General features: G+C 67.3%; 11 protein-coding genes. 6 read left to right on the forward strand and 5 right to left on the reverse strand.

Translation table 11 applies throughout. The features are described from left to right. Positions 1 to 6: 6 nt before the first annotated feature. Entirely contained in the window at positions 7 to 747 is a 741-nt protein-coding gene (locus tag AC56DV_RS24160; protein ID WP_496316761.1) for a metallophosphoesterase family protein, read from the reverse strand. Between the two features lie 66 nt (positions 748 to 813). Between AC56DV_RS24160 and AC56DV_RS24165 the strand changes: the two genes are divergently transcribed. Beyond that, positions 814 to 1410 (forward strand): acyl carrier protein phosphodiesterase, encoded by a 597-nt coding sequence (locus tag AC56DV_RS24165; RefSeq protein ID WP_496316762.1) that lies wholly within the window; start codon positions 814 to 816, stop codon positions 1408 to 1410. On the opposite strand, the gene AC56DV_RS24170 is transcribed toward AC56DV_RS24165, so the two are convergent. The 3 genes from AC56DV_RS24170 to AC56DV_RS24180 form a co-directional block, all read right to left on the reverse strand. Continuing rightward, a complete protein-coding gene (locus tag AC56DV_RS24170; protein ID WP_496316763.1) occupies positions 1373 to 2089 on the reverse strand; it encodes a YjjG family noncanonical pyrimidine nucleotidase in 717 nt (238 codons plus the stop codon). The two genes, AC56DV_RS24165 and AC56DV_RS24170, sit on opposite strands and share 38 nt — an antisense overlap. A gap of 83 nt (positions 2090 to 2172) precedes the next feature. Continuing rightward, positions 2173 to 2460: a hypothetical protein gene (locus AC56DV_RS24175; RefSeq protein WP_496316764.1), complete on the reverse strand. Its 288-nt coding sequence runs from the start codon at positions 2458 to 2460 to the stop codon at positions 2173 to 2175. Positions 2461 to 2560: 100 nt separating this feature from the next. Then, positions 2561 to 3631 (reverse strand): AraC family transcriptional regulator, encoded by a 1071-nt coding sequence (locus AC56DV_RS24180; RefSeq protein WP_496316765.1) that lies wholly within the window; start codon positions 3629 to 3631, stop codon positions 2561 to 2563. A gap of 190 nt (positions 3632 to 3821) precedes the next feature. Between AC56DV_RS24180 and AC56DV_RS24185 the strand changes: the two genes are divergently transcribed. Genes AC56DV_RS24185 through glpK form a run of 5 tightly spaced genes read left to right on the forward strand, consistent with a single transcriptional unit; the run spans position 3822 to position 11593 of the window. After that, the gene (locus tag AC56DV_RS24185) at positions 3822 to 5459 is read left to right on the forward strand and encodes a 3-(methylthio)propionyl-CoA ligase (RefSeq protein ID WP_496316766.1); all 1638 of its coding nucleotides are present in this window, start codon (positions 3822 to 3824) and stop codon (positions 5457 to 5459) included. 33 nt (positions 5460 to 5492) lie between these two features. Then, a complete protein-coding gene (locus tag AC56DV_RS24190; RefSeq protein WP_496316767.1) occupies positions 5493 to 7649 on the forward strand; it encodes a TonB-dependent receptor in 2157 nt (718 codons plus the stop codon). Positions 7650 to 7662: 13 nt separating this feature from the next. Beyond that, positions 7663 to 8526, forward strand: coding sequence for an alpha/beta fold hydrolase (locus AC56DV_RS24195; protein WP_496316768.1), 864 nt, complete (start codon positions 7663 to 7665; stop codon positions 8524 to 8526). A 2-nt stretch (positions 8527 to 8528) separates the two neighbouring features. After that, entirely contained in the window at positions 8529 to 10103 is a 1575-nt protein-coding gene (gene glpD, locus AC56DV_RS24200) for a glycerol-3-phosphate dehydrogenase (RefSeq protein WP_496317278.1), read from the forward strand. Between the two features lie 2 nt (positions 10104 to 10105). After that, on the forward strand, positions 10106 to 11593 hold the full coding sequence (glpK, locus tag AC56DV_RS24205) for a glycerol kinase GlpK (RefSeq protein ID WP_496316769.1): 1488 nt from the start codon (positions 10106 to 10108) through the stop codon (positions 11591 to 11593). Positions 11594 to 11611: 18 nt separating this feature from the next. On the opposite strand, the gene AC56DV_RS24210 is transcribed toward glpK, so the two are convergent. After that, on the reverse strand, positions 11612 to 12451 hold the full coding sequence (locus tag AC56DV_RS24210) for a ThuA domain-containing protein (protein ID WP_496316770.1): 840 nt from the start codon (positions 12449 to 12451) through the stop codon (positions 11612 to 11614). Positions 12452 to 12494: the final 43 nt, after the last annotated feature.

Raw genomic sequence — 12494 nt, forward strand, 5'->3', positions numbered from 1 at the left:
TGCGGCTTAGGCCGGCATGCGCCCCGTCCTGAGGGCGTAGGCCCACTCAGGCCGCCCGTTGCGCGCCGCCAGCGCGCTGGCCGCCTCCCAGTCATACGGCACCGCCACCTGCTCCACCCGCCAGCCCTGCGCCGTGCGCTCCACCAGCGCATAGCGCGCATGCGGCGTGTAGTTCTCCGCCTTGTGCGGATATGGGTGCTCATCGTCATACGCCTGCAAGCCCACGCTGCCCGGGTTCACGATCAGCCGCCCGTCATCCAGCTGCACGCTGCGCGGCACATGCGTGTGGCCGCACAAGATCAGCGACGCGCGCGCATCGCCGGCGCGCTCCAGCACCTCGCCATGGGTGGCCGGACGCTCGCCCTGCTCCGTCACCGTTTCCATGAAATACACCAGGTCGTTGCCGGGGATGCCGTGCACCAGCAGCACATCGTGCGCCAGCCGCAGCTCGGTGGGCAGCGCGCCTATCCACGCGCGCTGATCCTCGTCCAGCTGCTGGTGCGCGTACAGGTCGGACGCGCCCATGCGCGCAGGATCATGCGTCAGCACCTGGCGCTCGTGATTGCCGGCAATGGTGGGCAGCTGCAGCGCCATCAGCCGCTGCGCCGTCTCGCGCGGCAGCAGCGGGCCGGACAGGATATCGCCCAGGTTGACCGTCATATCCGCCCCGCGCCGCGCGATATCCGCCAGCACCGCCTCCAGCGCCCACAGGTTGCCATGTATGTCCGAAATTGCCGCTATTTGCATATCGCCCTGCTCCCCGGTTCGCGTTGGTCCATGCGTCAAAGTATAGCCCCGGGCTACAATGGGCGCATGAATTACCTCGCGCACATCTTCCTCGCCCGCCAGAGCGACGCCGCCATGATAGGCGCCATGCTGGGCGATTTTGCCAAGGCCAGCGTGAGCGGCGTGTACACGCCCGAGATCGAGCGCGAAATCATGTTGCACCGCTATATCGACAGCTACACCGACGCCCACCCGGTGGTGAAGGAAGCGGTGCAGCTGTTCGAAGGACCGCGCCGGCGCTACGGCGGCATCGTGCTCGACGTGTTCTACGACCACCTGCTCACGCAGCGCTGGGACCGGTACAGCGACCTGCCGAGGCACGAGCTGATCGCCCGCTTCCACCGCGCGCTGCGCGCCCACATGGACATCCTGCCGGAGAAGCTGCAAGCCATTGCGCCGCGCATCATCGAGCAGCAGTGGCTGGCGGGCTATGAGGAGCTGGCGGGCGTGGAAATGGCCGTCACGCGCATCTCGACGCGCCTGAGCCGCAACGGCCACCTGATGCGCGAAGGCTTGCTGGACCTGCGTCAACACTACGCCGCCATCGCCGACGGCTTCGAGCAATTCTTCCCGGACCTGATGCGCTTTACCGCGCAGCGCCGCGCCGAGCTGCTGCGGACCTGAGCGAAGGCACGATGTCGTGCAGGCTGGAGACTTCGTAGGTTGGCACCGCCTCCGACTCGTTGGCCACCCGGTCAGGGTTGAACCAGCAGCTTTCGATGCCGTACCGGTTCGCGCCGAGGATGTCCGCGTCCAGCCGGTCGCCGACGATGACCGCATCCTCCTTGCGGAAGGAGCGCGCCATCCTGGAGGCGTATTCAAAGAAGCGCACGTCCGGCTTGGCGTAGCCGCAGGCCTCGGACGTCGACACGAAGGAAATATGCGCTTGCAGCCCCGAGCTGGCGATGCGGCGGGTCTGGATGTGTTCCACGCCGTTGGTGATGATGCCCACCTCGCCGATGGCGGACAGGGTCTCGCACAGCAGTTTGGCGCCCTCGATCAGCACTACCGTATCCGGCAGGGAGTCGAGATACAGGCGGCTGGCCAGTTCGGCATCGCATTCGACGCCGTTCTCGGCGAAGGTCTTGCGGAAGCGCTCCACCTTCAGGAAATCCTTGGTCACGGCACCCGCTTCAAAACTGCGCCACAGCGCCACGTTGATCGCCTGGTATTGCGCGAACAAGCCGTCCATGCCGTCGCGCAGGCCAAGCTGCTGCATGGTGCGGGTGAAGGAGAGCTTCTCGGAGGCCTTGAAGTCGAGCAGCGTATCGTCTAAGTCGAAAAGGAACAGTCTATGCTTCATGTATTGCATGGTAGCACGTTGCTGTGCACCAAGTGGCCTTGGCGCATTCCCGGCGCATGCGGCGGCCTCGGCTCTTAGACAGGCTAGCCGTCCTTTTTGCGCAGCGGGGAGCTGGGCGGACACTGGGACGCCTGCCCGGCATACTGCTCCGGCCCCTTGGACTCGTCCACGTGCTGCTTGGCGTACTGAATGCACAGGCTGCGCGCGCCGGCGGGCGTCCAGGCGTTCAGGTCTATCTCATAGTGCAGGGGCTCCGGCTCATCCAGCGCGCGGATGGTCAGCGCGCAATGCCATCGGGCACTAGGCTTGCCGGTCTCAGCTTTTGCGACAACACAGTTAATTTCAAAACCACGGTAAATATGCGAGCGCATTCAGTGTCTCAGGGTCCCGAAGATATTCAACACTGTCCACTATAACGGCAGCGCTGTGCGGTCTTCTGTACGTTTGCGCGAGGAAATGAATCAGGCGGCCTCAGGCAGCATCGGACGAGTCCGCTTGTACCGGCTGGGACAGGCGTTTGCGGAACTGCCGGGGCGTGTTGCCAAACCAGCGCTGGCAGGCCCGGCAAAAAGTACTCTGGTCGGCGAAACCCAGCATGAACGCCACCTGCCCCAGCGCCAGCTGCTCTTTCGCCAGATAGTCGCGCGCCAGTTCGCGCCGCGTATGGTCCACCAGCTCCTGGTAACTCATGCCCTCTTCCTGCAGGCGGCGCTGCAAGGTGCGCTCGCTGATGCACAGCGCGGCGGCGGCCAGGCTGCGCGGCGGATCGCCGTCGGGCAGGCTGCGCACAATGATGTCGCGCACGCGCGGCGTCAGGCGCGCGCTGTCCATGCGGTCCAGGAAATCGCAGGCGAATTTTTCGTGCAGCTCGGACAGCCTGGCGTTCGCGGCCGGCAGCGGCGCGGCCAGGTCGGCGGCGCCGATCAGCAGCCCGTTGCGGGCGGCGCTGAAGGTGAGCGGACCGGCGAACGCGCGCGCATGCGCCTGCGTGCTGCCCGGCTCCGCATGCACGAACTCGATCGCGGCCGGGTTGATCGGCTTGCTGCTGATCCAGCGGCAGATGTTGAGGATGGTGATCAGGATGAATTCGCAGCGCTGGCGCGGCACCGCCAGCTCGCCGCCTTCGATGGCCAGCCGCAGCCATTGGCCGCGCACGCCGTCCGGCTCCAGCGAGAAGGTGGTGGCGTCGCTGATGATGCGCAGGTAGCGGATGAAGCGCTGCAGCGCCGCTTCCAGGTTGGGCGCGGTCATCATGGTGTAGGTCAGCAGGTCCAGCGTGGCCGGGCGCGGACAATCGGACGAGGCCAGCGAGATCGCCTCGTCGCCCGACACCGCCGTGATGACGTTCCACAGGCGGCTCAACTGGTCGCTCTGGATGCGCTGGTGCGGATCGCCCACGTGCGCGGCGGGGATGCCTGCGTCGGCGAAGATGGCGGCCGGGTCCAGGCCGGCGCTCAGCAGCATGTCCCGGATGCCTTGCAGCCACGATCCAGCCGTGGTCGGCTGGCTGCGCGTGCGCGCCTGTTCGATTGCAGTTTCCATTTATCTCCGTGTACGCGGTCTTGTCGTGTGATCTTCGCCGCTGCCTTCGCGCTGTCTCCGCAAAACAATAACTTGGCCGCCGGGGGCAAGACGCGCACCGCCCCCTCGCCTACAGTGTCTACAAAATACTATCACCGAAACAGCGCGGCGCGGACAGCTCTTTTTCCGCCGCACGCGCCAGGAGACCTTTATGTACCAGCACGTCCACAGTCCGTTGCCCGGCCAGATGATGCGCCGCCCCTTGCTCATTTCCGCCATCCTGCGCCATGCCGAGCGCCACTTCGGCGCGCGCGAAATCGTCTCGCGCTGCGACGACGGCAGCCTGCACCGCTACACCTACCGCGACTGCCACGCCCGCGCGCAGCGCCTGGCCGGCGCGCTGGCCGCCCTGGACGTGCGCATGGGCGACCGCGTCGGCACGCTGGCGTGGAACGGCTACCGCCACCTGGAGCTGTACTACGCGGTGTCCGGCTTCGGCGCCGTGATCCACACCATCAATCCGCGCCTGCACGCCGAGCAGTTGGCCTTCATCATCAACGACGCCGGCGACGACTACCTGTTCTTCGAGCGTTCGCTGGCGCCGCTGGTGCAGGCCATTGCGCCCCACTGCACGCGGGTAAAGGCCTTCATCGTGATGGACAAGGACGCTATCGGCATCAAGGGCATTCCCCGCCTGGCCTGCTATGAAGACCTGCTGGCCGCGCAGGACGGCGACTACAGCTGGCCGGTGTTCGACGAGGATGCCGCCTGCGGCCTGTGCTACACCTCGGGCACCACCGGCAATCCCAAAGGGGTGCTGTACTCGCACCGCTCCACCATGCTGCACTCCTACGCCTCTGTGGCGCCGGACATGCTCAACCTGTCGGCGCGCGACTGTGTCATGCCCGTGGTGCCGATGTTCCATGTGAACGCCTGGGGGCTGCCCTATTCGGCCGTGCTGGTGGGCGCCAAGCTGGTGCTGCCAGGCCCCGCGCTGGACGGCGCTTCGCTGTACCAGCTGTTCGAGCAGGAAGGCGTAACCTTCTCGGCCGGCGTGCCCACCATCTGGCTGGGCCTGCTCAACCACGTGCGCGCCAACGGACTGCGTTTCTCCACGTTCGCGCGCACGGTGATCGGCGGTTCGGCCTGCCCGCCGGCGCTGATGGATGGCCTGCGCGAAGAGTATGGCGTGCAGGTGGTCCACGCCTTCGGCATGACCGAGCTGTCCCCCATCGCCACCGTCTGCACGCTGCAGGCGCACCACCTGGACCTGCCGGCCGAGGAGCAGCGCCGGCTGCTGCAGGCGCAGGGCCGCGTGCCTTTCGGCGTGGACATGAAGATCGTGGACGACGACGGCGCCGAACTGCCGTGGGACGGCAACGCCGCCGGCCACCTGATGGTGCGCGGTCCGTGGGTGGCGGACGCCTACTTCGGCCAGCCGCCAGGCTCGGCGCTGGAAGGCGGCTGGTTCCCCACCGGCGACGTGTCCACCATTACCGCCGACGGCTACATGCGCATCACCGACCGCAGCAAGGACCTGATCAAGTCCGGCGGCGAGTGGATAGGTTCGATCGACCTGGAAAACATCGCCATGGCGCATCCGGCCGTGCAGCAGGCGGCCTGCATCGCCGTGGCGCATCCGAAGTGGGAGGAGCGGCCCTTGCTGGTGGTGGTGCGCAAGCCCGGCTGCGAGCTGGAACCCCATGCGCTGCTGGCGCACTTCAACGGCAAGGTGGCGCGCTGGTGGATACCGGACGACGTGGTCTTCGTCGACAGCCTGCCCATGGGACCGACGGGAAAAATTCAGAAGAACAGGATCAGGGAGCAGTACCGCAATCACTTGATGTAAGCAGTGCCACAACTATAAAGAAGGAGACAAGCAATGAACTATACCAATGTCCTCGGCGCGGCTGCCATGCTGGGCCTGGCCGCTACCGTCCACGCGCAGCAGGAACACACCGCCCCGCCGGCCGAAGAAATCGCCGACACCAACAAGGTGGTGGTCACCGCCCAGAAGCGCGAGCAGCTGCTGCAGGAGGTGCCGCTGTCGGTGAACGCCATGAGCGCGCAGACGCTGGCCAACGCCAAGCTCGATACCGGCACCGAGATCGCGCGCCTGGTGGCCAACCTGCGCGTGTCGGTGCTGGGCGACGAGTCGCAGCCGAAGTTCTCGCTGCGCGGCATCTCCAGCTCGGAATTCAACCTGAACGCCATCTCGCCCACCGGCGCCTTCTTCGACGAAGTGTACGTCGGCGCGCAATACCTGGGCGGTGCGCAGATCTTCGACATCGAGCGAGTGGAAGTGCTGCGCGGGCCGCAGGGCACGCTGTTCGGCAAGAACACCACCGCCGGCGCGGTCAACTTCATTTCGAAAAAGCCCACCTTCCGCCCGCAGGCGGAAATGACGGTGGGCGTGGGCAGCAACGGCTACCGCGAAGCCAAGGGCGTGCTGGAAGCGCCGCTGATAGAGAACCGCCTGAGCGCGCGCCTGGCCTTCACCGGCGCGCATTCGGACGGCTACATCCATAACGTGAACCCGGCCGGCCACGACTTGTCCAACATCGACCGCAAGGCCGTGCGCCTGACCCTGGGCTACAAGGACGAGAGTGGCCTGAACGGCACGCTGCGCCTGTTCGCCGTGCGCAACAACCCGGAGGCGGTGGGCGCCACCAACGAAGGGCTGGCGGCCGACGGCTTGAATGCGCTGGGCAAGAACCCGCGCATCAATCCCTTCACCGGCGCGCGCCTGGGCGACCGCGAAGTGGCCACCGACCGTTCGGGCAACATCGAAGTGCGCGGCAGCGGCGGCTACCTCACGCTCAACAAGCGCCTGGAACACGGCACCGTCACTTCCATCACCTCCTTCCTGAACGGCCGCTTCCTCAACCTGGTGGACGCCGACGGCACCATGGACCCGTTGCTGCACATCGACTTCACTTCAAAAACGCACGAGTTCAGCCAGGACTTGCGCTTCTCCAGCTCCTTCGACGGCCCGTTCCAGTTCATCGCCGGCCTGTACCACCAGCGCGACAAGGTAGACATCGGCACCACCTACACCATCTTCGGCGGCCCGCCGGTGCTGCCCATCCTGCGCCAGAAATACAACCAGGCGCGCCGCTCCAACGCGGCCTACGTGGACGGGACGTATGAGCTGAACGAACGCGCCACCATCTACGGCGGCTTGCGCTACACGCGCGACCAAGGCGAGATGCGCGGCTTCCACGTCACGCCCGTGGTGCCGGTGCAGCCCACGCTCGACTACAGCGACGCCAAGCCGACCGGACGGCTGGGCGCCAGCTACAAGCTCTCGCGCGACGTGATGGCGTATGGCCACTATGCGCGCGGCTACCGCAGCAGCGCCTTCAACGGCGGCGCGCTGACCAACGCGGCCGACCTGAATACCGCCAAGCCTGAATACCTGAACTCCTACGAAGCGGGTGTGAAGTCGCAGATGTGGGACCGCAGGCTGACGCTGAACGCGTCCGCCTTCCGCTACGACTTCAAGCAGCAGCAGTTCCTCAACGTGGTGGGCATCGGCACGCAGCAGCTGGTCAACGCGGGCCAGTCGCGCATCACCGGCGCCGAGTTCGAGGCGGCGCTGCAAGCCACCCGCGAACTGCGCGTGAACGCCAGCGTGGGCCTGCTGAACGGGAAGTACCGCGAGCTGCTGCTGAACGGCGTGGACCTGTCGGGCAAGCGCATGATCGAAGCGCCGCGCTACACCGCCAACGCCGGCATCGACTACAGCCTGCCGCTGGGCGGCTACAAGCTGAACTTCCATGGCGACGCCAGCGTGATCGGCGAACAGTACTTCCTCGCCACGAACGTGCCCGCCTCGCGGGTCGGCGTCACGCGCGACGTGTCTGCCCGCATCGCCCTGCTCAGCCCCTCGAAAAAGGTGGAGGTGGCGCTGTACGGCAAGAACCTGAGCGACAACCGCAACCCGGCCGGCATCGTGCTGGACGCCACCTCGCAGACCCGCTTCACCACCGTGCCCTACCCGCGCCGCTACGGCGTCGACCTGACGGTGCGCTACTGACATGGAGGTCGCAATGAAACACCCCGCCGAACGCATCACCCTGGAAGCCAACGACGGCCAGGCCATCGACATCCTGTGCTGGCAGCGGGCGGCGCCCAGGGCCGTGGTGCAGATCGTGCACGGCATGGCCGAGCACTCGGCGCGCTACCAGCACGTGGCCGAAGCGCTGCTGGAGGCCGGCTATGCTGTCTACGCAGGCGAACATCGCGGGCACGGCGCGCTTGCGCGGCGCCGCCGCGAGCTGGGCGACTTCGGTGCGCGCGGCTTCCAGGGCCTGGTGGACGACATGGCGGCGGCGTCGCGCCACGTCCGCGCCGCGCATCCCGGCGTGCCGCTGGTGATGCTGGCGCACAGCATGGGATCGATGGCCGCGCAGATCTACCTGCTCGACCACGCGCACCTGCTGCATGCGTGCGCGCTGTCGGGCACCACGGCACTGGAGCTGCTCGATCCGCGCGTCTCCGGCTGGACCGTGGAAACAGCCAACGCCACGGTGCCCAACGCCGCCACGCCGGTGGACTGGCTCAGCCGCGACCCCGCCGTTCCCGCCGCCTATATGGCCGACCCGCTGTGCGGCTTCCCGCTGACCGAAGCGTCGCTGTTCTCGATTTTCGATACGGGCGCTCGCACCGCCGACGCGGCGCAACTGGAGCGGCTGCCGAAGGACCTGCCGCTGCTGCTGTTCACCGGCGACCGCGATCCGGTGAACGGGATGCTGGCCTGGTTCGACGTGCTGGTGTGGCGCCTGCGCCAGGCCGGCATGCGCGACGTGTCCACCCACGTCTACGGCGGCGCGCGCCACGAAGTGCTCAACGAAACCAACCGCGCCGAGGTGATCGCCAACCTGCTGGCATGGCTGGCCCGCGTGACGGCATGACGATGGGGAGAACCGACACGCCGACCGAATCGGCCAAGTGCGACGTGCTGGTGGTGGGCGGCGGCATCAACGGCGCCGGGATCGCGCGCGACGCGGCGGGACGCGGCCTGTCCGTCATCCTGTGCGAGCAGGACGACCTGGGCGCCCACACGTCCTCCGCCTCCTCCAAGCTGATACACGGCGGTTTGCGCTACCTGCAGTACTACGAGTTCGGCCTGGTGCGCAAGGCGCTGCGCGAACGCGAAGTGCTGATGCGCAGCGCGCCGCACCTGATCCGCGAACTGCGTTTCGTCATGCCGCACGTGAAGGGGCTGCGCCCGGCGTGGATGCTGCGCTGCGGCCTGTTCCTGTACGACAGGCTGGCGCGGCGCGAGCTGCTGCCCGCCTCGCGCCAGGTGGCGTTGCGTCAGCACCCGGCCGGCGTTCCGCTCGCCCCCGGGATGGAACGCGGCTTCCTCTATTCCGACGCCTCGGTGGACGACGCGCGCCTGGTGGTGCTGAACGCCGTCGCGGCGGCGGAACATGGCGCGCGCATACTGACTCGCACCCGCTGCGTGTCGGCTGCGGCGCACAACGGGCGCTGGCACGCGGAACTGCAGCGGGAAGACGGCAGCCGCATCGCGGTGCGCGCCGCCAGCCTGGTCAACGCCGGCGGGGCATGGGCGATGAAGCTGCACGCGATGGCGGACGGCGCGCGGCAGCGCCCGCTGCGGCTGGTCAAGGGCAGTCACATCGTGGTACGCAAGCTGTTCGACCACGATCATGCCTATATCTTCCAGCACCCGGACGGGCGCATTGTGTTCGCCATCCCCTACCAGGCCGACTACACCCTGATCGGCACGACCGACATGGATTACGACGGCGACCCGGGGCAGGTGCAGATCAGCAGGAGCGAAGTGGATTATCTGTGCGAGTTGAGCAACACCTACTTCCGCACCAGGATTGCGGCTGGCGACGTGGTGTGGAGCTACGCCGGCGTACGGCCGCTGATCGACAACGGCGCCGGCAGCGCGCAGGCGCTCACCCGCGACTATGAAATCGTTGCGGACGGGCGCAGCGCGCCGCTGCTGTCCGTGTTCGGCGGCAAGGTGACGACCTACCGCACGCTGGCGGAACAGGCAGTGGACCAGCTGGGAGAAATGATCTCCATACCAGGCAAAGCCTGGACCGCCACCGCCTGCCTTCCGGGCGGCGACCTGCTTGGCGCTGCCGCAGGCAATGCATCCGTGGCACACTTTCCAGCCTTCGCGGCCGGCCTGGCGACACGCTATCCGTGGCTGCCGCCCGCGCTTCTGCAGCGCTATGCCCGCGCCTACGGGACGCGCGTGCACCGCATGCTGGCTGGCTGCTGCGATTGCGCCGGCATGGGCGCCGAAATCGCGCCGCAGCTGTATGAACGCGAACTGGCATATCTGATGAACACCGAATGGGCGCGCACCGCCGACGACGTGCTGTGGCGCCGCACGAAACTCGGCCTTGGCGCACCGGCGCGCGCCACAGCAGCAGTAAGCGACTGGCTGCGGCTGCACAGCGGCAGCGGCATTGCCGGCAGCGCAGCCGGCGCAAGGAGCGCCTGACCGTGCGGCGCTACGTCCTCGCCCTGGACCAGGGTACTTCCAGCTCGCGCGCCGTGCTGTTCGACTGCGCATGCGGCGTGGTAGGCATGGCCCAAAACGCCTTCCCCCAGATATTCCCCCAGCCCGGCTGGGTGGAACACGATCCGCGCGCCATCTGGGACTCGCAATTGTCGGCCGCCCGCCAGGTGCTGGCCACGCATGGCGTCGGCGCGTCCCGGCTGGCCGCCATCGGCATTGCCAACCAGCGCGAGACCACCGTGCTGTGGGACCGCGCCACCGGCGAACCGCTGATGAACGCCATCGTCTGGCAGGACCGGCGCACGGCCGCCGATTGCGAGCGGCTGCATGAAGCGGGCATGCAGGAAACCGTGCGCGAAAAGACCGGCCTGGAGATCGACGCCTACTTCTCCGCCACCAAGCTGAAATGGATGCTCGACCACATCCCCGGCGCCCGCCAGCGCGCGCAGCGCGGCGAACTGGCGTTTGGCACCATCGATTCCTGGCTGGTGTTCAAGCTCAGTGGCGCGCACGTCACCGATGCCGGCAACGCCTCGCGCACCATGCTGTTCAACATCACCACCATGCAGTGGGATTCGCAATTGCTGGAGCTGTTCGGCATTCCGGCCGGCGTGCTGCCTGAGGTGGTGGTGAGCAGCGGCGTGGCCGCGCACACGCTGCCCGAAATGTTCGGCAGCGCTGTCCCCATCGCCGGCATTGCAGGCGACCAGCAGGCTGCCACGTTCGGGCAGGCCTGCCACACGCCCGGCATGGCCAAGAACACCATCGGCACCGGCAGCTTCATGCTGATGAACACCGGCACGCGCCCTGCCGTGTCGCGCCATCGCCTGCTGTCCACCATAGGCTGGAGCGGCACGGGCGGCGTGACGCATCTGATGGAGGGCAGCGTATTCATGGCCGGCGCCACCTTGCAATGGCTGCGCGACGGCCTGGGCATGGTGGGCGATATCGCCGAGGTGGAGCGGCTGGCGGCCACCGTCGGCGACACGGGCGGAGTCTGCCTGGTGCCGGCCTTCGCCGGGCTGGGCGCGCCGCACTGGGACGCCTACGCCAGGGGCGCCATCCTCGGCCTGCACCGGGGCACGACCAGGGCGCATATCGCGCGCGCCGCGCTCGACGGCATCGCCTGCCAGACGGCCGAGGTGCTGCGCGCCATGGAAGCCGATGCGGGTGTCGCCTTGTCCGAACTGCGTGTCGACGGCGGCGGCGCGGCCAGCGACCTGCAGCTGCAGCTGATGGCCGACGCGCTGGGCGTGCCGGTGGTACGGCCGGTGAATACCGAAACCACCGCGCTGGGCGCGGCGCAGCTTGCGGGGCTCGGCGTGGGAATGTGGGACAGCGTCAGCGATCTGGCAGGCTTATGGCGCGCCGGCCGCTGCTTCGAGCCCGCCCTCCGCCACGGCGAACGCGCTGCGCGGATGGCAATGTGGGAAAAGGCAGTGCAGCGCGCAGCCGGCTGGAGCAGGGACTGATGCCCATTGCTTCACCAACTACTTCGCCAACGCGTAGCCCGCTTCGGCCTGGCCATCGTCGCGCAGGTGGCCGGTGGCCCACAGCACGCCGCGCGCCACCAGGTCCAGGTAGCGCGGGTCCGCCATGCCCGCTTCGTTGTGCGCCATCGTGGTGCTGAACACCTTGGCCTGCTTGGGTCCGTAGCGGTGCGTCCAGGCCACGCTGAACTGCAGCGCCCGTTCGGCCTCGGCTTTCGCTTCCGGCTGGGTGCCGGTGAGCACGGGCGTGACGTTGAACTGGGTCAGGTTGTTGTACAGCTCTTCGTTGGCAGTCACGAACGGCTGGAAGTCCTTGGCCACGGGGTGGCCGGCAGTGCTGGCGGCCAGGTGGATGGGCGACTGCGGGCCGTGGCCGGTGGACTGGATGCCCGTGTATTCAAACCACTTGGCGTTGGCGTCGCCCGCTTTCACGGCCTGCTTCCATTCCCCGGAGCGGAAGGAATGCATGGCGCAATGCAGGTTCACGCCCGGCGTGCCCTGGCGGTGCGGCGCCAGTACGGTATCGACAATGGCGGCGCTGTCTTCGTCCGCGGCGCATTCGTTGTGGATCACGACGTCATAGCCGTCGGCGTAACGGGGATTGCCGTAGATCGGCAGCGCGGGCCGCGTCGCCTTTTCGCCCGGTTTCGGATCGTAGAACGCGTGCGTGACCTCGGCGGGAATGCGCGCCTTCAGGCCAGCTTCAAGAATGGCGCGCTGCGCCGGGTAATTATGGCAGCAGCCGCCAGTCACGATCAGCACCTTGATGGGTTTAACCGTCTGCGCATGCGCCGGAAAGGCGGCAGCGAGTGCCAGAGGCAACAAAATCCGTTTCAGCATGTTCGTCCTTGTCTGCCAGGTTGGGTTCCATAGCATAACGGCG

This window comes from Massilia sp. BGA-UO-ETr-WB1, assembly GCF_059567845.1.

What these genes read in the sequence shown, in the direction of transcription:
- AC56DV_RS24160 (WP_496316761.1), bottom strand. Translation starts at nt 747, where the DNA reads ATGCAAATAGCGGCAATTTCGGACATACATGGCAACCTGTGGGCGCTG.
- AC56DV_RS24165 (WP_496316762.1), top strand. Translation starts at nt 814, where the DNA reads ATGAATTACCTCGCGCACATCTTCCTCGCCCGCCAGAGCGACGCCGCC.
- AC56DV_RS24170 (WP_496316763.1), bottom strand. Translation starts at nt 2,089, where the DNA reads ATGAAGCATAGACTGTTCCTTTTCGACTTAGACGATACGCTGCTCGAC.
- AC56DV_RS24175 (WP_496316764.1), bottom strand. Translation starts at nt 2,460, where the DNA reads ATGCGCTCGCATATTTACCGTGGTTTTGAAATTAACTGTGTTGTCGCA.
- AC56DV_RS24180 (WP_496316765.1), bottom strand. Translation starts at nt 3,631, where the DNA reads ATGGAAACTGCAATCGAACAGGCGCGCACGCGCAGCCAGCCGACCACG.
- AC56DV_RS24185 (WP_496316766.1), top strand. Translation starts at nt 3,822, where the DNA reads ATGTACCAGCACGTCCACAGTCCGTTGCCCGGCCAGATGATGCGCCGC.
- AC56DV_RS24190 (WP_496316767.1), top strand. Translation starts at nt 5,493, where the DNA reads ATGAACTATACCAATGTCCTCGGCGCGGCTGCCATGCTGGGCCTGGCC.
- AC56DV_RS24195 (WP_496316768.1), top strand. Translation starts at nt 7,663, where the DNA reads ATGAAACACCCCGCCGAACGCATCACCCTGGAAGCCAACGACGGCCAG.
- glpD (WP_496317278.1), top strand. Translation starts at nt 8,529, where the DNA reads ATGGGGAGAACCGACACGCCGACCGAATCGGCCAAGTGCGACGTGCTG.
- AC56DV_RS24210 (WP_496316770.1), bottom strand. Translation starts at nt 12,451, where the DNA reads ATGCTGAAACGGATTTTGTTGCCTCTGGCACTCGCTGCCGCCTTTCCG.